Source organism: Peribacillus simplex (genome assembly GCF_001578185.1).
Taxonomy (GTDB): domain Bacteria; phylum Bacillota; class Bacilli; order Bacillales; family DSM-1321; genus Peribacillus; species Peribacillus simplex_A.
In genome coordinates, this window is record NZ_CP011008.1 from 2,997,332 (window position 1) to 3,019,844 (window position 22,513).

The 22,513-nt window shown below is 40.0% G+C and carries 24 protein-coding genes and 2 pseudogenes; 10 read left to right on the plus strand and 16 right to left on the minus strand.

Annotation, left to right across the window (positions count from 1 at the left end):
• Positions 1-166 precede the first annotated feature (166 nt).
• Positions 167-304, plus strand: a complete 138-nt coding sequence (locus tag UP17_RS27680; RefSeq protein ID WP_155727329.1) for a Fic family protein — start codon at positions 167-169, stop codon at positions 302-304.
• A gap of 635 nt (positions 305-939) precedes the next feature.
• Here the strand turns inward: UP17_RS27680 and UP17_RS13850 are convergent.
• The 5 genes from UP17_RS13850 to UP17_RS13870 all read right to left on the minus strand — a co-directional run bounded on the left by UP17_RS13850 (position 940) and on the right by UP17_RS13870 (position 7,919).
• Positions 940-2,403 (minus strand): NAD-dependent succinate-semialdehyde dehydrogenase, encoded by a 1,464-nt coding sequence (locus tag UP17_RS13850; protein WP_061463524.1) that lies wholly within the window; start codon positions 2,401-2,403, stop codon positions 940-942.
• Between the two features lie 60 nt (positions 2,404-2,463).
• The gene (locus UP17_RS13855) at positions 2,464-3,759 is read right to left on the minus strand and encodes an MFS transporter (protein WP_061463525.1); all 1,296 of its coding nucleotides are present in this window, start codon (positions 3,757-3,759) and stop codon (positions 2,464-2,466) included.
• 126 nt (positions 3,760-3,885) lie between these two features.
• Positions 3,886-5,127: an iron-containing alcohol dehydrogenase gene (locus tag UP17_RS13860; RefSeq protein ID WP_250211671.1), complete on the minus strand. Its 1,242-nt coding sequence runs from the start codon at positions 5,125-5,127 to the stop codon at positions 3,886-3,888.
• A gap of 125 nt (positions 5,128-5,252) precedes the next feature.
• Positions 5,253-6,458 (minus strand): hydroxyacid-oxoacid transhydrogenase, encoded by a 1,206-nt coding sequence (locus UP17_RS13865; RefSeq protein WP_061463526.1) that lies wholly within the window; start codon positions 6,456-6,458, stop codon positions 5,253-5,255.
• Positions 6,459-6,476: 18 nt separating this feature from the next.
• Positions 6,477-7,919, minus strand: a complete 1,443-nt coding sequence (locus UP17_RS13870; RefSeq protein WP_061463527.1) for an aldehyde dehydrogenase family protein — start codon at positions 7,917-7,919, stop codon at positions 6,477-6,479.
• 589 nt (positions 7,920-8,508) lie between these two features.
• On the opposite strand from UP17_RS13870, the gene UP17_RS13875 reads away from it, so the two are divergent.
• Both UP17_RS13875 and UP17_RS13880 read left to right on the plus strand, forming a co-directional pair.
• Complete coding sequence (locus UP17_RS13875) at positions 8,509-9,174, plus strand: GntR family transcriptional regulator (protein ID WP_061463528.1); 666 nt, start codon at positions 8,509-8,511, stop codon at positions 9,172-9,174.
• 3 nt (positions 9,175-9,177) lie between these two features.
• Positions 9,178-9,393, plus strand: a complete 216-nt coding sequence (locus tag UP17_RS13880; protein WP_061463529.1) for a hypothetical protein — start codon at positions 9,178-9,180, stop codon at positions 9,391-9,393.
• A 508-nt stretch (positions 9,394-9,901) separates the two neighbouring features.
• Here UP17_RS13880 and UP17_RS13885 read toward each other — a convergent pair.
• Genes UP17_RS13885 through UP17_RS13895 form a run of 3 tightly spaced genes read right to left on the minus strand, consistent with a single transcriptional unit; the run spans position 9,902 to position 11,644 of the window.
• Positions 9,902-11,038 (minus strand): zinc-dependent alcohol dehydrogenase, encoded by a 1,137-nt coding sequence (locus UP17_RS13885; RefSeq protein ID WP_061463530.1) that lies wholly within the window; start codon positions 11,036-11,038, stop codon positions 9,902-9,904.
• Positions 11,039-11,053: 15 nt separating this feature from the next.
• On the minus strand, positions 11,054-11,416 hold the full coding sequence (locus UP17_RS13890) for a spore coat protein (RefSeq protein ID WP_061463531.1): 363 nt from the start codon (positions 11,414-11,416) through the stop codon (positions 11,054-11,056).
• Positions 11,417-11,428: 12 nt separating this feature from the next.
• The gene (locus UP17_RS13895) at positions 11,429-11,644 is read right to left on the minus strand and encodes a hypothetical protein (RefSeq protein WP_061463532.1); all 216 of its coding nucleotides are present in this window, start codon (positions 11,642-11,644) and stop codon (positions 11,429-11,431) included.
• Positions 11,645-11,833: 189 nt separating this feature from the next.
• Between UP17_RS13895 and UP17_RS13900 the strand changes: the two genes are divergently transcribed.
• From UP17_RS13900 to UP17_RS28890, 5 genes are all read left to right on the plus strand, one after another.
• Positions 11,834-12,037, plus strand: a complete 204-nt coding sequence (locus UP17_RS13900; protein WP_061463533.1) for a hypothetical protein — start codon at positions 11,834-11,836, stop codon at positions 12,035-12,037.
• Positions 12,037-12,336 carry a spore coat protein gene (locus tag UP17_RS13905; RefSeq protein WP_061463534.1) on the plus strand — a complete coding sequence of 100 codons (300 nt, stop codon included), beginning with the start codon at positions 12,037-12,039 and terminating at the stop codon, positions 12,334-12,336. The genes UP17_RS13900 and UP17_RS13905 overlap by 1 nt, the downstream gene beginning before the upstream one ends.
• Before the next feature lie 983 nt (positions 12,337-13,319).
• Entirely contained in the window at positions 13,320-13,610 is a 291-nt protein-coding gene (locus UP17_RS29290) for an IS110 family transposase (RefSeq protein ID WP_284149585.1), read from the plus strand.
• Positions 13,526-14,251, plus strand: a complete 726-nt coding sequence (locus UP17_RS13910; RefSeq protein WP_284149530.1) for an IS110 family RNA-guided transposase — start codon at positions 13,526-13,528, stop codon at positions 14,249-14,251. The genes UP17_RS29290 and UP17_RS13910 overlap by 85 nt, the downstream gene beginning before the upstream one ends.
• A gap of 76 nt (positions 14,252-14,327) precedes the next feature.
• The gene (locus UP17_RS28890) at positions 14,328-14,519 is read left to right on the plus strand and encodes a hypothetical protein (protein ID WP_061463535.1); all 192 of its coding nucleotides are present in this window, start codon (positions 14,328-14,330) and stop codon (positions 14,517-14,519) included.
• A gap of 588 nt (positions 14,520-15,107) precedes the next feature.
• Here UP17_RS28890 and UP17_RS13920 read toward each other — a convergent pair.
• The 3 genes and pseudogenes from UP17_RS13920 to UP17_RS13930 form a co-directional block, all read right to left on the minus strand.
• A pseudogene (locus UP17_RS13920) lies at positions 15,108-15,498 on the minus strand (HNH endonuclease family protein).
• Positions 15,499-15,986: 488 nt separating this feature from the next.
• Positions 15,987-17,519, minus strand: coding sequence for a flotillin lipid rafts scaffold protein FloT (locus UP17_RS13925; RefSeq protein ID WP_061463537.1), 1,533 nt, complete (start codon positions 17,517-17,519; stop codon positions 15,987-15,989).
• Between the two features lie 17 nt (positions 17,520-17,536).
• Entirely contained in the window at positions 17,537-18,058 is a 522-nt protein-coding gene (locus UP17_RS13930) for an NfeD family membrane protein (protein WP_061463538.1), read from the minus strand.
• A 301-nt stretch (positions 18,059-18,359) separates the two neighbouring features.
• On the opposite strand from UP17_RS13930, the gene UP17_RS13935 reads away from it, so the two are divergent.
• A complete protein-coding gene (locus tag UP17_RS13935; protein ID WP_061463539.1) occupies positions 18,360-18,932 on the plus strand; it encodes a biotin transporter BioY in 573 nt (190 codons plus the stop codon).
• Positions 18,933-19,231: 299 nt separating this feature from the next.
• Here UP17_RS13935 and UP17_RS13940 read toward each other — a convergent pair whose 3' ends face one another.
• From UP17_RS13940 to trhA, 3 genes are all read right to left on the minus strand, one after another.
• Entirely contained in the window at positions 19,232-19,516 is a 285-nt protein-coding gene (locus UP17_RS13940; RefSeq protein ID WP_061463540.1) for a YusW family protein, read from the minus strand.
• On the minus strand, positions 19,482-19,691 hold the full coding sequence (locus UP17_RS13945) for a hypothetical protein (protein WP_061463541.1): 210 nt from the start codon (positions 19,689-19,691) through the stop codon (positions 19,482-19,484). Before UP17_RS13945 ends, UP17_RS13940 begins: the two co-directional genes overlap by 35 nt.
• Positions 19,692-19,812: 121 nt before the next feature.
• Entirely contained in the window at positions 19,813-20,457 is a 645-nt protein-coding gene (gene trhA, locus UP17_RS13950; RefSeq protein ID WP_061463542.1) for a PAQR family membrane homeostasis protein TrhA, read from the minus strand.
• A gap of 124 nt (positions 20,458-20,581) precedes the next feature.
• On the opposite strand from trhA, the pseudogene UP17_RS13955 reads away from it, so the two are divergent.
• Positions 20,582-21,161 (plus strand): annotated as a pseudogene (locus tag UP17_RS13955) (metalloregulator ArsR/SmtB family transcription factor).
• Between the two features lie 64 nt (positions 21,162-21,225).
• On the opposite strand, the gene UP17_RS13960 reads toward UP17_RS13955, so the two are convergent.
• Together UP17_RS13960 and UP17_RS13965 are read right to left on the minus strand one after the other, a co-directional pair.
• Positions 21,226-21,825 (minus strand): cell wall hydrolase, encoded by a 600-nt coding sequence (locus UP17_RS13960; protein ID WP_061463543.1) that lies wholly within the window; start codon positions 21,823-21,825, stop codon positions 21,226-21,228.
• 119 nt (positions 21,826-21,944) lie between these two features.
• The gene (locus UP17_RS13965; protein WP_061463544.1) at positions 21,945-22,511 is read right to left on the minus strand and encodes a GNAT family N-acetyltransferase; all 567 of its coding nucleotides are present in this window, start codon (positions 22,509-22,511) and stop codon (positions 21,945-21,947) included.
• Positions 22,512-22,513 lie beyond the last annotated feature (2 nt).

Below are 22,513 nucleotides of genomic sequence, written 5' to 3' on the forward strand. Positions count from 1 at the left end.
TGACTAGTTCGATTATGTCAGACATTTTAAACTTCTGTTGGTCTGCGAACCTAAAAGGTTATGTCTAATGTTGATCTGTATTAACGGAGAGTTAGACTGGTCTCTATACTCATATCTTACTGTGGGCTCTATTTTTTTCAAACCTGATATTTAACGATCTTCAGGAATGCTAACGGGTTGGTTTAAAAAGGCTGCAGCCTTATTTGAACCCATTTCAAACAATCATGCGTTCCACAACGCAAACAAGAGGACAGCACTGGCTTCCCTTATTATCTTTCGAAGATCAAACATTATAAATGGATAATGGGAAGAAGAACAGGATTTTGCTGTAGATGTCGTCAACCATAAGTATGATTTTAAAACTATCTCAAGAATCATTCAAGAGAACATAAACGCTTAATAAAATGTTCGAGATTCATAGGAAGTTTTAGCCAATTTACGCTTTACTGAAGGTTAGTTTTACATCATTGGAAAAATATAAAGATGATGATAAGCACAAACTCATGCTGAGCATTGGAATACAAAAAGTGATAATTCTAAAAAAAAGAGAAGCTAAGTAGACATACCATTAATTAAATTCGGATCTGACTTTAGTAAAATAATTACATAACCATTTGAATCAAATTCCGTTCTTTTCTAATTATTCTCACAAATTCTTTTCTAACATTACCTTTATCTATAAACTCGTCGCAATTTCATATCTGTAACATTCATCTTTGCACCATCCTTTTGCCACAATTAAGCGAATTTGCATGTTACCAATTCAAAAATTCAGGATATTTTTTATTTGTCTTAGGATGTAAAGCAACCTGGCCTTAGGTTCTGTAACTGAGGTTTGTTAAGCAATGGGGAGCGTGTGTTGAATTAAGTCTTCTTATGGAGGTAAATAAGGAAAGGCTTAAGGATTCGACTTCACCTTAAGCCTTTTCTTGCCCTATTTTAAAAACCCATCGATATATATTTTTCTTCTAAATATTCTTCAAGGCCTTGATGGCCGCCTTCCCTCCCCATGCCGCTTTCTTTCATGCCGCCAAATGGGGCTTGTGCAACGGTGGGAATGGCGTCGTTGTAGCCGATGATGCCAAACTCCAGAGCTTCGGATACCCTGACTCCCCTGCTTATATTCTGTGTGTAAAAATAAGCGGCCAGCCCGTACTCTGTATTGTTGGCAAGTTCGATCACCTCTTCTTCTGTATCAAACGGGATGATTGGTGCGACCGGTCCAAATGTTTCCTGGTATGTGATGAGCATATCCTTGTTCACTCCACCCAGTACGGTCGGTTCATAGAATAATCCATCAGCCAATTCCCCTTCACCTCTTTGTCCGCCACAAAGAAGTCTGGCACCTTTTTCCAAGGCATCTTGTACATGTTCTTCTACTTTTTCCAGGCCATCACTGCTGACAAGGGGCCCGACTTCAACGGTTGGATCGATGCTATTTCCGACTTTTAGAGCTTTTACTTTTTCAACAAAAAGTAAAGAGAATTCATCGATGACAGAACGGTGGACGTAAATTCGATTTGCGCATACGCACGTTTGTCCGGTGTTCCTGAATTTGCTTGCAACGGCACCAGCTGCTGCAGCTTCCAAATCAGCATCCTCAAAAACGATGAAGGGCGCGTGTCCTCCAAGCTCTAGGGAAAGTCTCTTGAGCTGCGGGGCTGACTTGGTAACCAGCAATTTGCCTACTTCAGTAGATCCAGTAAAAGATATTTTCCTTACTACCGGGTTTTCAAAAATTTCATCCGAGATAGGTCCGGCACTCCCTGTCACGATACTCACCACTCCGGCAGGCACTCCCGCCATTTCTACCAATTTACCAAACGCTAACGCACTAATAGGAGATTGTTTTGCAGGTTTGACAATGACTGTACATCCAGCGGCCATGGCAGGTCCTACTTTCCGCGTCATCATGGCCAACGGGAAATTCCAAGGGGTAATGGAAGCAACCACTCCAATCGGCTGGCGAATCACCGATAGCCTTTTATTTGCGGCAGAAGCAGGGATCGTTTCCCCATAAATCCGGCGGCCCTCTTCAGCAAACCATTCCAGGTAGCTTGCAGCAAAATCCACTTCACCCCGGGCTTCCGTAAAGGGCTTGCCCATTTCCATACTCATGATTTCTGCTAATTCATCTTTATATTCGTGCATAAGGTCATGCAATTTCTTAAGATATTTACTGCGTTCCTGTGCCGTCAGTTTTGACCAGGTTTTAAACGCTTCCTCAGCAGCTGCAATTGCAGCATGCGTTTCTTGGCGTCCTCCACTTGGAATCCTTGCCACAACTTTCCCTGTTGATGGATTTGTTACTGGTAAAGTTTCTCCGTTATGTGCTGCAGTCCATTCACCGTTTACATACATTTTCAGTTCAGTTAAATTGACTAATCCACTAGTTTTCAGCATAAATAAATGTCTCCTTTTTTCATTGGATTTGCAAAGCCCTTCATTATATACACAAAAAGATTAAAGCCCTGAAACTTTAGTTCCCCCGTCAATGTCCGTGTTAATCGAAATCCTTTCATTTTTAAGAACGAATGTATACCCCACAGCAGCAATTAGGCAAATGACTACAGGTATGATCAGGGCTATATTGAAATTATTGAACTTCGCTATTAAGATCCCTGTTGCTACTGGGGCAATCCAGCCAGCGAGGTTCCCCACGAAGTTTTGCAGCCCTGCAAGCTTTCCTTCCGCACCCTTTGGAGCAACATCCGAAACAGTGGCCCAGAGAATACCCGCAGCCAGTCCTTCACCGCCGATTGCTATTGAGATATACGTAAGTGCCATTATGGCACTGTCTGTATAGATAGTCGGTATTATGGCTAATGGAAAAAGCATGCCGATGGTTAAAACAGTTTTTCTTGCTTTGATGGAATTCCAGCCTCTTTTAATTAAGAAATCCGACAACACCCCTCCTAAAATATTTCCCAGAAAGGACATGATCCAAGGTAGCATCGTAAAAAAACCGGCTTTTAAAAGAGTCATTTCCCTTTCGACTACAAGATAAGTGGGAAGCCAAGTCATCATTAAATACGTAAGATAGTTATGGGCGAACAAGCCGTATAACATAGGGTAAACACTTCTGAATTTAAAGAATTTAAATGGTGAGAAGCTTAGTGTCTTCGCTTTTTCGGTTTGAGTTTGCTCCTCTTTGATATAGGCTACTTCGGCCTCGTTTGCAATCTTACTTTGCTCTGGATGGTTTTTGAAAAAGAATAACCAGAATGCCAGCCATACAAAACCGATGGATCCAATTACCACAAAGGATGCTTGCCATCCCCAGGTCTGGATGATCCATGCTAAAATGGGTGTTGTTATGCCAATCCCGATAGCTGTACCAGAATTAAATATCCCGTTTGCAATGCCCCGTTCGTGTGACGGCAGCCAGTCTGAAATAACGCGCGTATTGGTTGGAAACGCTGGAGCCTCTCCGATTCCCATTAAAACGCGGATACCGATCAGTCCGCCAAGCGAACGCCCCATTCCAGTAAACACCGTACAGAGCGACCACCAAACGATGGCAATCGAATACGTTAAGCGTGCCCCCAATTTATCAACGATTACCCCGACCGGGATCTGCATTAGGGCATACGACCAAAAGAACGCTGACCCCAATATCCCGAATTCTACTGCCGAAAGCGAAAGATCCTTCATCATCGAGGGTCCTGCAATGCCAAGAATTGCCCTATCCATATAATTGATTGTTGTTGCGACGAAAAGGAGTACCACTACAAGCCATCTTCCATTGGTCTTTTTCATACGTCACCTCATTAGATAATTATATTCAGGTAGAAAAAATGCTGCGGGAAATCCATATGTCCGAAAAAAATCGGGAAGGGGAAACAGATTCAAATCCCCTAAAATTTCAGGTGATTTTCAAAGGTTTTATACAGTCACTGCCGTTTCTGAACTTTTGGCACTGCTTGTATTTCGATTACCATAATTAAAACCTTCAAAGTCCCCCTCATAAGCCTTCTCTATAATCAGTTCGATATCCGATGCCTTCGTCAGCCTTGGATTAACGACCACGTTACCGCTTCGCATGGAATCTTCCACTAATTTCGGCAAAACATCCAAAGAAACTCCAAGCTCTTTAATATTAAGAGGAATATTCATGCTCCGATTCATTTCGTTGATGGTTTCGATTGCTTTCTCGGCTGCTTGCGCATTGGATAAACCGCTTACATCCCTTCCTAAAGCTATTGCAATTTCTCTATACTGATCCTCGCATGCCGGCAGGTTGAATCTCATGACGAATGGCAATAGTGCTGCATTTGCGATGCCATGCGGGATATTAAAGACTCCTCCAAATGTATGGGAAATGGCGTGTACATTACCCAGGCGGGATTGTGAAAAGGCTGCACCAGCTAACAGGGAGGCTACAAGCATGTTTTCCCTGCTTTCCATGTCCGTTCCCACAAAGTACGAACGTGTTAAATTTTCACCGATCATTTTAATGGCCTGCATCGCGAAAGCCTTGCTGACAGGGTTGGCAGATTTGGAAGTGTAAGATTCAATTGCATGAGTCAGAGCATCCATACCAGTAGCTGCAGTAATCTCTTGAGGCAAATTTAATGTAAGGGCCGGGTCCAATATTGCTAGCTTTGGAAACAGTAGTGAACTAAGTACACCTAATTTAAAAGAAGTTTCCTTATTCGTTACCACTGTCGAATTAGTAGCTTCACTGCCAGTTCCAGCCGTAGTCGGGATTGCTATTATCGGGAGTGGAGGAATGGAAATCTTTCCAACTCCTTCATAATCCAGGATATGGCCGGGGTTAGTAGCCATTGCCGCAATGCCCTTGGCTGTGTCAATGCTGCTTCCTCCACCTACAGCCAGAACCGCCTCCATCTTTTGTTGCTTAAGATAAACTGTCCCCTGTTGGATTGTTTGAGCTGATGGATTAGGCTCTACCTCATCATAAATCTCAAAAAAAAGGTTTGCAGAAGCAAGGGATTGTTCAATGCCTTGTAAGAGACCGGCTCCTCTAACCCCTTTATCTGTTACGATCAGCACACTCGATACACCTAAATCCTTAATTAGCTCCCCTGTTTTTCCAGATATTCCGTTACCGCACTCCACCCGTGTCGGCATACTATATGTAAAAGGCATAAGAGACATTTTCATCTTCCTCTCCATTTATATTCTATTAGTCTATTAGATGGTGAAAACCTTTCCGCCCCGGTCTGCAGATCCATCATGAATGGTTATGATGCTTAACCTTCCAGGGACACCATTCCTTTACAAGCAATCTATAAAGCTTTTCTAAGTAATTCTTCTAAACTGTGCTGCGTTGGCACTCTTGGGTTATTCCGTATCAGGCGATCGATTTGGAGGGTCTTCTCAGCAATTTCGGGAATATCCTCTTCTTTGATCCCAATCTCCGTCAGCTTTGTAGGCAGTCCAATTTCCCCAAGCAGGGTAAGCACAGCCTTTGAAGCAGCCAAAGCAGCTTCCTTATCGGAGAGGCCATCCGAGTTCACATTAAATGCCTGGGAAATCCTCACCATTTTTTCTGTTTCTACAGCTGCATTATATTCCATGACATATGGAAGCAAGAGCCCAGTCACCTCTCCATGCGGTGACTTTACTAGCCCTCCGATTGGGTAAGCCAATGCATGGGCTGCTGCTGTACCTGCATTTGAAAAGGACATTCCAGCAAGCAGGCTGCCCATTAGCATATTGGAACGGGCCTCGAGATTGCTCCCTTGCTGCACCGCAAGCGGCAGGTTTTTTGCAATCAATTCAATAGCTCTGTAGGCGAGTGCATCGCTTATGGGGATTGAACCTTGGAATAAAATGTTTCCTTCTGCCTGGATATATGCAGAAGGTTTGGCTGTGTATGCCTCTATCGCATGTGATAAAGCATCAATTCCGGAACAAGCTGTTACATAAGCGGGAAGCCCTAACGTTAATTCTGGATCAAGCAGAGCAACGGTTGGTCTTAAGTAGTTATCCGAGATACCAACTTTTAGGTTATTTTCCACATCGGTCAATACCGCTACTGATGTCACCTCTGAACCGGTTCCAGCAGTCGTCGGAATCGCTACTAGAGGGGCGATTGGTCCAGGAACCTGGTTTTCCCCGCCATAATAGTCCAAGGGATGTCCGCCATGGGCGACTAACAAAGCGACAATCTTCGCCATATCAATGCTGCTTCCTCCGCCAAGGCCAATTACTGCATCAATATCCATTTGAGATTTAGCAAACTCATAACAGTCTATCGCCGAATCTACCGGAGGCTCCGGTACGACCTGGTCATAGATAACTGTTTCGTAATTTGCTTGCTCCAACAACGATGAAATTCTGTCCACGATACCAGCGTTTTTAATCCCTGGGTCAGTAACAAGCAAAATGTTTTTCGCCTTTAACCTTTGCAGGATTGAATCCAATTGCCCGATCGCCCCGTTTCCAAATACGATTCTTTCAGTAGAATAAAAATCCCATGTGTTTCTCATATCCCTTACCTCCCAAGTCTAAAGATTGATGACGACAAGTTTTTCGTCTGTCATCTCTTGCACAGCATAATGCGGTCCTTCTTTGCCAATTCCGCTGTCCTTCACGCCCCCATACGGCATGATGTCGGCACGGTATGTTGAAACATCATTGATGATCACACCGCCAAAATGAAGTTCCTGTGTTGCGCGCATGGCTAAAGTGATATCGGATGTAAATAAACCAACTTGTAAGCCGAACTTCGTATCATTGGCCTGACAAAAAGCCTCCTCGATGTTATCGAAAGGAATGATGCTGATCACCGGCGCGAACACTTCCTGGCAGACTACCTTCATTTCCGGTTTCACATCTATTAATATAGTAGGTTCTAGAATCGAATCCCGCCTTTTCCCTCCATAAACCACTTTGGCACCTAGACGCTCAGCCTCCTGAATCCATTCTTCCGCACGCCTTGCTTCATTCTCGGAAATCATAGGACCAATGTCCGTGGAGGAATCTGCAGGATTTCCGACCTTCATGCCCTGTGCCACCATGACTGCCTTCTCCACAAACACATCGCAGATATCTCTATGAACGTAGATGCGCTGCACAGAGATGCAGGCTTGCCCTGCATTCACATACCCCCGGGTGACACAGAGCTCAACTGCTCTGTCTAAATCATGGACATCCTTGTGAATGATATTCGGGGAGTTATTCCCTAATTCCAAAGTTACCTTACGAATTCCCGTACTGCTCTTAATGTGCCGTCCTACGCTGGGACTCCCTGTAAAAGTGAACATCGCAATTCGTTCATCCTCCAAAAGATATTGACCTGTTTCCTGCCCAAACCCGTTGACCACATTCAGAAAACCTGCGGGCAATCCAGCTTCGGAAAAGATTTCTGCTATCTTACATGCAATGAGCGGCGTCAATTCAGCCGGCTTCAACACGATTGTATTTCCCGCTGCCAACGCAGGAGCCACCTTGTGGATGGTGAGATTGAACGGGAAGTTAAACGGGGTGATCGCACCGATAACTCCAACAGGAACCCGGATGGTGAAAGCCATCTTATTGTCGTTTCCAGACTGCCCCAAAGGAACGCCTGTACCGGCAATCCGTTTTGCTTCTTCCGCTGATGCAATCATCGTTTGCATTCCTCTATCGATTTCCCCCCTGGCATCCTTCAATACTTTACCGACTTCCTGAACCAGAATCATCGCCAGCTCTTCTTTTCTTTCTTTCGCGATTTCAGCTGCACGCATTAAAATCTCGTAGCGTTGATCGAAATCTAGCTTTCTCGTATTAAAGGTTTCCAATGCATTGGTCACCGCATCAGAAACAATTTCGCGGGATGCCCTGCCAATCCGGGCAATTTCTTCTTTGTTATATTTGTTCATAACAGCGATTGTATGTTGATCGGATATCCATTGCCCATTTATGAAATGGCCATAAAATGCATTTTTTCTACTTAGCGATGTGCTCATTGAAGATTCCTCCTTTGAAAAATAACGATCACATTTTTTCACTTCACAGTTATTTCTGCTAATTCAATAAATTTCAATCAAGAAAACGGCAAGCATAAAGCGCTTCCATTTTAAACTTAAGATTTTGCCTGCCCATCCATACTCTTTAATTGTTGTTTATAGAATCCTGCTCAAAAATAGTATGTAATCATTTTCGAAAATATATCATATAATATATGATTTTGTAAATATTTAAAATTAAAAAGATTCTGTTTTCTTGAACAATACCTTATAAATAAAGGCTTTGTGATTTTAAAAAATATCGACAGATTAAATAATCCATGTTAATTTGAACAATATTATATATAATTTTTTTACAAAACTTACGAATATAATATATAATTATCAGTAATGAGGATATTTTTTGTAGCTATCCAGCAAACTATAGGTCCCCTTATAAACTCTCTATTCTTGATATCAATATGGTTTCGCCTTATCTTATTGATAGGGGCAACAAGAAGAAAGCTACTTCAGTAATAATTTAAGTTGATACATCTATATGAAATAACACTCGCTCTCATAGAAATTTTTTTAAGTTAGGGGCATTTCGATGATAAAGGAAAAAGAACGCGGGGAGACAACGGAATATGTCTACAATTTATTAAAAGAAAAGATTTTTGTATGGGATTTATCGCCGGGACAAAAAATCAATATCAGCCATTTAACCCGGGAAATCAACATTAGCGCCATACCTCTCAGAGAAGCATTATCTCGTCTGAACTCTGAGAACTTAGTCATCTTAGAACCAAATAAGGGGTATCGGGTCAGTGACATATTAGATACTGAAAATATGGCGAAAATGTTGGAGGCCCGGATATTACTGGAGACGCATGCGGTCCGGAATATTATCCGCTTAAATAATGTAAGCGTGACGGAAGAAATGGCCGCGCTTACAGATGAAATGTTTTCCACAAACACAGGTGCTTCCAACAAAAAAATACTAGATTTTACTCATTTAGATCAACAATTTCATAATGCCATCATGAACGCTGCAGGAAACCCGTTTTTATTTGAAGCATATAAAGGCATGCACTGTCATCTTCATATAGGCCGGTTTTATCACGTCAAAGGTGAGATCGACCAAAAAGACGCACCATCGGAACATATGGAAATCATTGAGGCCATCCGGACAAGGGATGTATACAGAGCCGAGATTGCGATCTCCAGCCACATACAGGATTCCATAGATCGTTTATTGGAGAGGACAAAAAGATAATGCTTGGAGGCTATTGAGGATAATCTTCTTCGGATATCAGTTATTGTAATCGCTTTGATCAAATTTCAGGAATATGCAAGTGGATTTAAACAGACATTACCATCTCAAATGCTTAAGAAAGTGACAGAAAAACATGTGAGAGATTTATGCACCAAGAAGAGAAGAAAACAAGTTAATCAAAGGGATGAAACCAAAGGCAAGAAAAAAGAAGCCTTTTGATGCTTCTCTTGTTTTGAAAGATGATGGATCGATTGGATTTTACTATGAAAGGGTATATTACGAATGATTCGCTGAATGAATCCACTTACTGCTATAACCTTTTCTGATTTTGTTCTCCAAAGAAAAGAAAGAGTATATGCAATAAATCCAAACGAAAAAAGTAAAAAATAACAAAAACCCTATAACTAATTTGCCCCTTATTCTTTTTGTGGGTCGTGGGTTTCACTTTATGAAAAAACCTCTTTCAAAAAAAGATAAATAGAGCACCAAAAAAAGCGATTTTACCTTAACGTGGGCAAAATCGTCTTTTCTGGCTTAATTTGAATAAGGTAAATGTAGCTCCCAAGACAGGGGTGTTCACTTTTCTTAAATCTTCTTCTATGCGTATTTCAACCAGAAGTAAAAAATTACTCCAAAAAGTTAAAAAAGGGTTTGATATCTTCCCTTCTTACTCATAGTCCATATTCATAGTTGTAAAATCTATTTTTCCAAATGAAAACAACCTTCTTTATGGCTTAAGGACCACTTTAATACATCCATCTGTCCTTGTATCAAATACTTCATACCCATGCTTTGCTTGGTCAATTGGAAGTACATGGGTTACTACATCGCCAGGATCTACTTTTCCTTCTGATATTAGTTTATAAAGGTAGGGCATATAAGGAATAACAGGAGCCTGTCCGGTTTTTATATCCACGTTTCTTTGGAAAATATCTCCTAGAGGGAATCCATTATAACGGCCGCCATAAACACCTGTTATTTGTATGGTTCCCGCCTTACGCACTGCTTGGGACGCAATTACAATCCCTCCCATGGCTCCCCCGTGTAATTTAAGACCCGATGCAAGATATTCCATCGGAGTCATTTTGCCACTCATCCCGGAACAGTCAATAACGATATCTGCACCACCTTTAGTGATTTCTTTAAGGTATTCGCCAGTGTTTTCATATTGTGCAAAATTTACGGTTTCGACTTTATTCGTCCTTTTTGCATGCTCTAAACGATAATCGAGATGGTCGACAGCAATCACTCTTTTCGCCCCTTTAAACCAAGCGAATTTTTGAGTAAGCAGACCTACGGGACCACAGCCTAAAACGATAACCGTATCGCCAGATTTAACACCTGCGTGATCTACACTCCAGAATGCTGTGGATGCTGCATCAGCGAGCAACACCAATTTTTCATCTTCTACCTCGCAGTCTTCTGGGATTTTGAAAGGGGTAAAGTTTCCATAAGGAACACGCATATATTCAGCTTGCCCTCCCGCATACCCACCAGTTGTTTCAGAGTATCCAAAAAAACCACCCATTTCCCCATGAGGATTTGAATTATCGCACTGACTTGTAAGGTCGTGGTCGCAATACCAGCAGCTCCCGCAGCTAACGTTAAAGGGGATAATGACCCGGTCTCCCTTCTTTACCTTAGTTACCCCTGGTCCAACTTCCTCAACAACCCCCATGGGCTCATGACCAATCACATAATCTGTAGGCATATTGGGAATTAATTGATGAATCAAGTGCAAATCGGAGCCGCAAATCGCTGAACTGGTGACTTTTACAATAATATCATCCGAATTTTTGATGTTGGGGTCTTTAACTTCTTTAACCTGTACATTTTTATTGCCCTGGTAAGTTACGGCTTTCATGATGGTTTTCCTCCTTTATTTATTTGGCGTTGCGAACATGCCGAGTCTGTCAGTATCATTCGGGAAAAGATTCATTCCAGCGATACTAACCGCCAAATCGGCTGATTTCAAATCTAATTCCACCTGTTTACCTACATCGTTCGGATAAAGCCAGCCCTTCCTGATCATTAAATCGGATAACTCACCATGTAAGTCAATGGATTGCTCCATTTGCTGGTACAATGCTTTTCTCAATGCGGGATTCGCTGTTTCAGATAATGCAATACCATAAGTATGAATCCCACTTTTGATCGAGAGTAGAAAATCTAGCGCGAAAGAGGAATCAGCCATTTCCGGCATATGTTCAGCACCTTGAGGATCTAAAAAATCCATTTCCATTTAAATTTCACCTCATTTTTCATAATTTGTCCGGGCTTCAGTATAAAACCCCTTTAGCTCGTTTATAGCAGCTATAGATTGTTGTACGTCTTTTTCCATTAATGCTTTTAAGTCATTGTCAAAGCAAATGCCTTGCATTAATTTTGATCTCATTAAACCTATTGTTTTTAAATTCAAAATTTCATGCGTTTCCATGGTTTCATGAAATGCCAAGCTTTCATTTTCCATACGCTCACCTCCCTAATCCATATATATCAAAAATACCTTTCCCGGTTCATCTGTTTGTTATACGGATTATTGATATATAAGTAGTTTATTTCCCAAAATACACGTTACCTTTACATATGATGATGTATAAAAACTATTGTATTACGAAAGATATAGAAGGGAATTCTCAAAGAAATGGAGTGAAAAATCATGATTAAAAATTTAGGACTGCATGAGACTTTAGAGGCGCACGAAATTTTAACTTTCAAGAGTCTTTGTCTAACAAAGTCCTCTACAATGAGCAGTTTAGTGCAGGATACAGAACTACAAAATATTCTATTAAAAGACATGAGCACTGGAACACAAGATATTCAAACACTGCAGGAAATTCTGACGAATAGAGGGGAACAGTAATGACAAATTTTTTGCAAAATATGGCAGGCATGGGTGGCATGACTGATCAGGTGATTGCAACGGACTTCTTAATATCCGCAAAATCTGGAATTAGAAATCTTGCTTTTGCCATTACAGAAACAAAAACACCTGAATTGAAAGCAGCCTTAAGAGAACAGCTTCGTGTCGCTGTAGAAAGACACGGAGAGATAAGTAACTATATGATTTTAAAAGGTTACTATCATCCACATGATTTAAGTGAACAATTACAAGTTGATATAAATACAGCAAATACAGCCCTAAACCTTCCTCAACAATAAAGCCTACTCATGGAGGTGAGAACAGACAGATCACACAGGGCATCGGGCGAACGGAAAAAAGCAATGAATTTCTCAACCTTGAGATACATTGCTTTTTTTTAGGGGTATTTTATAGGAAGTGGTTAGCAAAGTTAATAGTTGTAATGTAGATGATCCAATCTAGATGCTGTTGTTTTAACGAATTTTACTTCTTTCATACTAGGGTTAAATCGATTTCTTCATGCCACACTCTCTGCATTTACGAATATATTTAACCGAACTTTCAAACTAAGTTTTACCGCAATTGTCATAGCGACCACTAACGTCAGGATAATCTTCGTGGTCATAAATAATTACCTTCTGGATTTTCTACAGACAAAGTAAAATCACCTTCACTATTTTATTTGATTATATAAGACAGGAATGCGGAGCAAGCCTGCCTTTGTATAATTTCTAAACTTTACCTTGCACTTAATCTTTAAACTCTATTATGCCAGCTGGCTTTATTCAATTATTTTCTTCAATCCCTAGAAGCAAACCAAATTCATCTTTTCACAATCCAGTTATCAATATACGATGCAGTAATAAATAGATAACCTTGAGCCCTGCAATCGTTTACCAATCTGATATTTTGAATTTACTTTTTTTACAATTCCTTCCGGTCTTCACTATGTGTTCAAACTTAGCTTTTTCAACTAAACTACCTCTCTAGTTCCATAAGAAACTCCTATGGCGGCGCTCCTCGCCGCCACCATCTACTACGAAAATCTAAACTCAAAATTGAGTCTAACCCATAAACCCCTTGACGATAATGATAACAATACAACCAGGCTGAACTTTTTTTGCTGCATCTTAAGGAAGATATACCCTGTATAAGAAACTGGTTGTGACAGTATGGAAGAACCATTTAGTGTACTGCTAGTACGTATACAAAAATTTTTGCAACAAATCTACTGTCATATGTATTGTTAATCTTTTATTGAGGTGATTCTCCTATGGAAGCAATGATTGAACGATGTGCTGGCCTAGATGTACACCAAGAAACAGTGGTAGCCTGTGTATTATTTGGTCCATTAGATAAAAAGCCAAAAACCTCTATTGAAACGTTTTCAACTACAACTACGGGACTCTTGGCTTTAAGTGATTGGCTCGCTACCCTTCAGGTAACCGATGTTGTGATGGAAAGTACCGGAGTCTACTGGAAACCAATATGGATATACTCGAAGGTTCTTTTCACCTTGTTCTTGCCAATGCCAGGCATGTCAAAAATGTTCCAGGGCGTAAAACTGATGTGAAAGATGCCGAATGGCTTGCCAAGCTTCTAAGATGCGGACTTATTGAAAGCAATTTTGTCCCACCGGAGGATATTCGTGATTTACGAGATCTTACTCGTTATCGAAAAAAATTGATTCATCATCGCACATCAGAGCAGAATCCCATTCACAAAATTCTTCAAGATGCTAATATCAAGCTAACATCCGTTTTATCAGACATTTTTGGTGTATCGGGACGCCGTATCCTCGAAGCGATTCTAAACGGTGAAAAAATAGAGAGCGATGGTCTTCGAAAAATGGTGGATTGGCGAACAAAAGCAAGTATTACTGACATTGCCAATGCAATTAATGGTCGTATTCGCCGTCATCATCGTGATATGTTGCGATACCATTGGGAGCATATGAGTTATTTAGAAAAAGCCATAGAAGAATTGGAAAAACAAATTGATCAACTCCTGTCCCCATATCGTAAGGAACTAGAATTATCGGATGGTATACCTGGTGTGAACAAAGCTGCCGCAGCTACTTTTATTGCAGAGATGGGTGTTGATATGTCCGTATTTAAGTCGGCTAAACACCTTGCCTCTTGGGCTGGTGTGAGTCCCGGAAATTACGAAAGTGCTGGTAAAAGAGTAAAACCACACAAGGTAACAAAGCTTTGAATGTGTATTAGCGACATCAAGGCAAAATAATCGAATTGCTTCTCATCGAAAAAGAATTACCAAACGACAGGGAAAAATGAAGGGACGAATCGCTTCTGCCCATTTACTAGTAACAATTGCTTACAACATCTTAAAAACAGGTGAACCTTATCATGAACTAGGCTCAAATTACCTTGAAGAAAAACAAAATAACAAAGAATTAAAAATGATCGAATATCTAAAAAAGAAAGGCTATTCAATCGCTCCATCTAAACAACAAACTGCATAATCAGTTAATATAACGACATAGTACATTTACACCCTGCAAAAAAATGAGGATATGAAGGGTTTATTTTAGCATGGCTTTTTTACTAATGTGTTTTCATACAAAAAAGCTGCCTTAAAGACAGCTCCGATCTTCCGCTAACGTACCCATTAGTTTAAGTTAAACATTTCACAAATTCGCTAAACATATGAGTTGTTCTTAATCATTTAGGCATTCTATTAATTCATGTTCCAAAATATTCTATACGGAAACGATAATTAGGCTTCCAAAAGAAATGTTGGAGAATAATGAAGAAGAAATTTTTAAAGCCGCTTTAGTCGGGTTTACGATGATGAATCTTATTTTGTCGAAAAAATGTATGATTTTGCACTCAAGAAAGCATCCAATTTAGCAAAAATAAAACGAGATTTCTCCGCATATCTGGATCTTAACACGCAAGCTAAGAAGGATTGACCTAATAAAATACGGCTTTAAACACACGGCTAATTTAGGATTAGCTGCTAAAAGAATCGATGTTCATCTGCTCGTATATTACCTAACAACAACAGTAAAAAAAGCAAACACTCAACAAAGATTGATAATTATAGCCCCCTACTGCAAATTATTGAAATCCCATATCTTTTTAGCAATGCCCGCAAGAAACACTCTCCTTATATTTATTTCTTCAAAGGTCCATTTGTCTTCTTTGCAAATTTCTTTGGTTAACATGATGATAGATTGCTCATATTTTTTTCTTTTCAAGAAAAGGATAATTAGATGCTGTAATGTTTAATTCGCTTCCACGCAGCGTAAGGTTACCGATTCTATTAACAAACATTGAATATTCAGAAGCTCTTGTTCCTGGTTCTTTTTTCCAAGAATTTTCAATGACTTTATTTCTTTTCCTTAGTAATTCCCTCGGCATAATATGTTCGATGTGAACATCACTTCGATCACTTACAGTTTTTTCTCTCGTGTTGTTTGTTAGTGCATTTTCTATCATTTCTAAGCTATATTTCGTTTGTGCTGACCTTGTAAAATCCGGGTTCTGGAAGTTTAGATAAAATTAAGTATCAGCTGGGGTTCTCCTCTTAAGAAGGTGACATCGTCACACAAATAAGCATAAAATTTTTTAACCAATGCAATTAAATTCAGATGATCAAATAGATAAAGTTTTAAGTGCATCCACATATAAGTTTCAAACATTTAGTACTAGCGAAACTAAAAAAACAATTTAGGCTTTATTAAAAAGCAAAAAATCAACAACCAATCATCCTTGGTTGTTGATTTTTAATTATTCTTCGAATCTTTTGTTCTATTTCAACTTTTTCATTTAATCAATTTTATTTGTCAATTGAGTATTACTGAATGAAAATGGATCCCTGTTGGTTTATTCTCTATAAGTAGGTCCATAATATATCTGTATAGGAAATATATCAGCGTTAGTTTTATGTGTTAAACAGTATGATTTACCATTTATTCTCTTAATTGTTACTCTTCCTTGCTTGCTGCCATATTCATGCTCGCTTCGACATTCTCCTGGCTGATGGTGGTGAATGGTAAATTTCGTTTTCCTGAGAAATTCTCAAGCAAGTCTTTGACATCAATTCCCGAAGATGCCTTTAATGACTCTTGCAATGTTGCCATTAAATCCGTTGCATATCCTGTCACTTTATTAGCCCCGCCATTCGCACCGCTTCCGCCTGTGTCCACTACAGTGATTTTGTCTATATTACTAAGCGGGCTAGCAACTTGTTTTGCATATTCAGGCAGCATTTTCAAAATCATATCCATTACGGCGGCTTGCCCGAACTGTTCAAAAGCTTCAGCTATTTTCTGCTTGGCTTCTGCTTCTGCTACCCCTTTTAACCTGATGATTTCCGCTTCTGTCGTACCTTGTGCCCTTTGGGCATCCGCTTTAGCAAGACCGTCCATTCGAACACGTTCCGCTTCCGCTTTGGCCATGGCTTCAATTTTATACTTATCGGCATCCGCTTCTGTAATCTGTTTCATTTTGTTTGCGGAAGCTGCCTGCTCTACCGCATAACGATCGGCATCCGCCTTTTTCTTCACTTCTGAATCATATTGCTTTTCACGACGAAGGATTTCTTTTTCTTCCAGCTCAATCTGCTTTTGCCGTTCGATGATCCTGATTTGCATTTCCTGTTCGGTTACATCCTGTTTAGACCTGGCAGTTTCAAGATCGTAAGCTTGGTCAGCCCGTGCCTTGGCAATATCCTGCTCACGACGGAATTCCGCAACCTTTAGCTTGTTGATTTTTTCGGCTTCGGCTATTTCTGTTGCCCTTTCAAGTTCGGCACGCTGGGCTTCCTTCGAAGCTTCGGCTCGCTTGATTCGCGTTTCTTTCTCGGCATCGGCGGTAGCTATATCGGCATCCCTTTTCACTTGAGCAATCCTTGGCTTACCTAGCGATTCAAGATATCCATTTTTGTCACGAACATCTTTAATCGTGAACGATACGATGATGAGTCCCATTTTAGCCAAATCCTGCGAGGCTACCCTCTGTACTTCCTGGGAAAACTTTTCACGGTTTTTATAAATTTCCTCGACTGTCATCGAACCAAGGATTGAGCGAAGATGTCCTTCCAATACTTCCCGCGCTTCCTGTTCACGGTCATCTTTCGATTTACCAAGGAATTGCTCTGCTGCTGTGGCGATATCGGTGATTGAACCGCCAATCTTGATGATCGATACACCATCAGCCATGACAGGGACACCTTGTTCTGTATATACTTCAGGAGTCGAGACCTCAAGTTTGCTTGACAACAAGCTCAATGGTTCCGCTTGCTGGAACACTGGCAAAACGAAAGCACCTCCACCGCGGACGATTTTAATTTTATTTCCTGATTCGTCGATGTGGACATTCTTGCTGCCCAAGTAACTTCCAGTCACTATCAAGGCCTCATCAGGACCAGCAGTACGGTATTTCGTAACAAACACAGCAATAAGTGCGATTAATAAAAATGCAACAATGGCGACAACAATCCAAATTAAACTAAACATAAATGACCTCCTACCTCTTATTCATTCTCATGGGGCATGACATAGACAACCCCATTTTTAACTTCGATGATCAAGACTTTTGTATCCGAAACAATTCCTTCATTCTTATAACTGGCCGCAGTTTTCGCAATGCTCCCGCTGATGCTTTCGATTAAGACTTCCCCAAACCCATCAACCGGGACTGATGTCAGAACCCTGCCAACCCTGCCTCTCAGGTCATTGTCATGAAACGTTAAGCTTTCCTCCGCCGATGAGATGGGAATCAACACAAATACATTCAATAGGGTGACGATTGTAAATGAAATGAGCAGGGAAATCACGGCAATCATCACACCATTAAGTCCTGTAAGCGATTCAAGCAAAAAGCCACTCGCAAAAAATACGGTCAAAAAACTAAAAATGAGGGTTGGATTAAATATATCCGGTAATTCCAGGCCAGAAAATATATCATTAAACAAGATAAATAGGAATGTTAGCCCCCCGAATATAATTAATCCATATAAATAGACTGTTTCTAATGGAACTCCAAATAACTCCATCTCTTTCATCCTTTTAATTCGATTTTTCTTTACCGCTTATACTATTAAGACCGAGGATAAGCGTTTTAACTACCTTTTGAAAGAAATATGGCAATAATCCCCCCCCATTTACTTCACTTACCATTAATACGAATGACGTTACAGAAAGTTTCATTTTTTTTCCAGGTTTTACGAACCTGGGCAACAACTATGCCCTTATAAAATAAAATTCATAATATCATTGACAGTGTTTACTTATCATATTAAAATTCTTTATATGTTAACTCGTTTGATAACCAGGTTTACAATAGGGGGAAGCACGATGAGGGAAAGTCACGAGAAATTAAGAATGATGATGGTTACAGCCTTATTTGCAGCACTTATAGGGATCCTTGCCCAAATTACAATTCCACTGCCGTTAGTACCGATTACAGGACAGACTCTAGCTGTTGGGCTGGCAGCCACTATACTAGGTTCACGTTATGGAACCTCTTCCGTTTTATTATACTTGTTCATAGGAGCTGCAGGAGTACCAGTGTTCGCTGAAATGTCTGGAGGACTAGCTAAGATATTCGGTCCGACTGGCGGTTATTTATTATCCTATATCCCGACAGTTTATATTACCGGGCTGATATTGGAAAAAACACGTTTCTCAGTTGCAATGGCTTTCCTTGCAAATATAATCGGGATGTTCATAACGTTGATCATCGGTACGATTTGGTTGAAATATATGAGCTCATTATCATGGACAGTTGCATTTGCCAGCGGTTTTGCCCCATTTATAATCGTAGGCATTTTAAAAGCATTCCTTGCATCTTGGCTTGGGATTACGATCCGTTCAAGGTTAGCATCAGCTAATATGCTGCCAAAAAAAAATACACCACTTTCCCAATGATGCAAATGGGTAGATGAAAGAGAGGGTGCCGCTTGCGGTACCCTCTCTTTCATCTTGTTACTTTTTCAGCCATCATTTTCAATCACTTGCACAAAAAAAGAATCTTAGAAAAAGACTCTTTTTTTTACAAGTATTTATTACGGTCCTATCCCCATAAGTCCGAATATGAAATGCAAATGTATGTTATCCCCTTTGCTAACCGTAATCATTTTACTATAGTTACCGCAATTTGACAACTATTGAAGAATCGTGAAAAGGCTACCATTTATAACTTAAGATAATATAATAAATGGATTTAGTTATTTATTATTCACTGTATATTCTTTTTTCGTACCATCATCGAACACGACCTCTAAATCAAATTCTTCATAGGCATCCTTCAAATCAAAAACACTTGTCACTTCTTGAATTACTTGCTCATCTGTTGAATCTTTAGTGAATGTCAATTTATCTAAAATCGGTGTTAATTCTTTCATTGCTTCATCACCGTGAACTTCATGTTTGTTTGATTTATCTTCGATTGAAGCTTCGGTTTGGGCTCCCATGGTTTCATTCAGCTTCGTATTCGTTATCAGTTCCCACATAATCAACTTCTAATTGAAAACCCTTGAAAGTGAAAGGCACCTTTTCATTATTATCCGTTCTTGTTTCAGGATTTGTTTCCGGTGGATTTTTCACTTCATCGTTTTCTCCCCCACACCCGGCCAAAACAAGCATAGCGGCAAACGGAACAGATAATATTTTGATTGATTTTCTCATTTATTAGCCATTCCTCCCTAATCATTTGTATCCTTATTGATTACCTAAAAGGGGTCATTCAAAACTACAGGAATCTTTCAGGTATCATAAGATCGATCAAGTAAAGAATCACTAGAAGTGATCATAGAGGAAGGATATAAAACAATACTGCAAAAAAATGGGTGGCAGAACCCCCAAGCACAAAAACATGCCAAACGGCGTGATGAAACGGAAAACCGCGCCATACATAAAAGATAGCTCCAAACGTATAAAGCAAGCCCCCTGCTATCAGTAACTGGATACCTTCTGAGGGCATCGCTGCTGTAAGAGGTCCCCAAACGATGACGATCATCCACCCCATCGCAATATAAAGAAGCGTCGAAAGGAATAGGAACCTTTTAACATAGAAAGCCTTGAAGACGACGCCGATGATTGCAACTCCCCAAATTATTCCAAGCAGTGTCCAGCCTAGTGAGCCTTGAATCACAAGGACCATGATGGGCGTGTATGTTCCTGCAATGAATATATATATGGCTGAATGATCAAAGATTTCGAATATATCCTTTGTTTTCCCCTCTGGAAAACTATGCACTAATGTGGATGAGACATATAAAAGAAGCATGGAAGCGCCATAAATCACTGAAATGACTACATGCCAAGGCGATCCTTTTTGGACTGAGAATATTATTAAAAACACAAGAGCGACGATACTCAACAAAACACCAACACCATGGGTTATCGCATTGACCACTTCTTCTTTTTTTGTATAAACATGTGTATTAGCCATATTACAGCTCCTTAATCCAGATAAAAATTTTCAACATTCTCCTAAATTATACATTATATTTTCCAAGCAATATAGAAAAGTGAATATAGCTTGATTAACACTTCTAATTAGTGAGGGGGATAAAGTGCAATTAGAAAAGTTGGTCGCTTTCCATAAAACGCTTGGTGATGTGACCAGGATTAGGATTATATCCATTCTGGCAAACGGTCCAAAACACGGACAGGCTCTTGCGGGAATATTAAAATTGACTGCCCCAACCATTTCACACCATTTAACGAAATTAAAGGACATTAATTTAGTGAAGGATCGGAGAGAAAAAAATACGGTATATTATTTTTTGAATGAAGATGTCCTAGAGCATTATTCTTCAGCATTACCTAAAATCATTTCAAATAAGGGGGACTCCAGTAAATTGGATAAACAAAAGCTGATTTTAGAGTATAAAAAGATCCTTGAAAACTTCTTTACACAAGATGGTCGACTAAAAACCATACCAGCACAAAGAAAGAAGAAAATGATCGTTCATTGCAGGCCTTTTGGAAAAGGGACGTAAATATCCAGAAAAAGAATTGAATGAATTCATCCAGTCATTCCATGATGATTACGCAACGATAAGACGTGAACTCATTATCGGAAGCATCATGTACCGGGAAAACAGCATTTATGAACTGAATCCCCGCGAGATGTGGGCTGAAATCATTTAAGAGTTAGTTTTAAACATGAAAAACCGGCCTCCCTAGTTGGTGAGACCGGTTCTTGAAATGTAGTTTATATGGCAAAATGGTGGCCACCAATGATTTTGATTACCTCTAATTGTTTCATCCATTTGCTGTCCGAAATACTGGGATTCCAAAAATACAAGGCATCATTTGTGTAGCCATGAATTGCCAATGCTTCATTGACAGCCTTCTTGGCATCATCTCCGGCTGCTTTGTTTATACTGCCATCAGCAACGGGCGAGAATTGGTTTTTTTGATAGATCACTTCCCGGACCGTATCAGGGAATTCTTTGCTATCAAGGCGATTCAAAACTACTCCTGCCACCTCGACCTTTCCTCTATAAGGCTCCCCTTTGGCTTCTGCATGCACAAGCCTTGCTAATAATTCTTTATCTTTTTCATTCATTACATGTGGAATAATCAATGTTTTACCAGGTTCTGCAACATTATTCACATTATTATTGACTTCTTTTAACTTTTTGATTGGGACACCATACCGCTTTGCAATATCCCATATCGATTCACCTTGTTTAATGACATGTTTGGTTGCTCCATCAGAAGCTATACTGGTCGTTCCCTTAGGAATAGCTATCCCAAGTACGATGACACTTAGAGTCATTATCACGGTTATTAATACTGATAATTTCATCTTGTAACCTCCTCGTTAAGCATCTTCCTAGGATAACAGACCATATGGGAGAAAACAGTGCTAAATTTTTCCCAAGGAAATCAAGGAAAAATTTTCACGGGTCAATTAACTTAGAAATTTTAAAGATTCCCCTTCCATTCCTCACGTAGTATACCCATTCTGATTGAATCATAATAATAACCATCATAATAACGGCATTTTCTCATTCTTCCCTCTATTTGCATGCCTACCTTTTCCCCAACAGCCATCATACGCTCATTACCTGACCATGTCGTCAGTCCAACCCGTTCAATCTCCAAGTTTTCGAATAAATAGTCTATGAACATCATTAACGCTTCTGTTCCATACCCGCCATTCCAGTACTTTGGCTCAAAAATCGTAATCCCTATTTCCAGCCAACGTGAGGGTTCATGTTCCCAGTAATATACAACAGAACCTATTATTTGATCGTTTTTTTCCATTAATAGCTCGGAGTAAGCCCCCATTTTCCCATCATTGGTTCTGTGCTTCGTTTCTTTTTCGATATAAGTATGGTAATCCATGAGTTCAAGAGGATAGTAAGGTGCATCCCACTTTTTCCATTCTGGTTTGACTTCTCCATATTTCAGGCTCCATAAACGTTTTAAATCGGCTTGTTTAACGTTCCTCAATATTACTTTTCTTCCTTCAATCCAAACATCGTCCAATC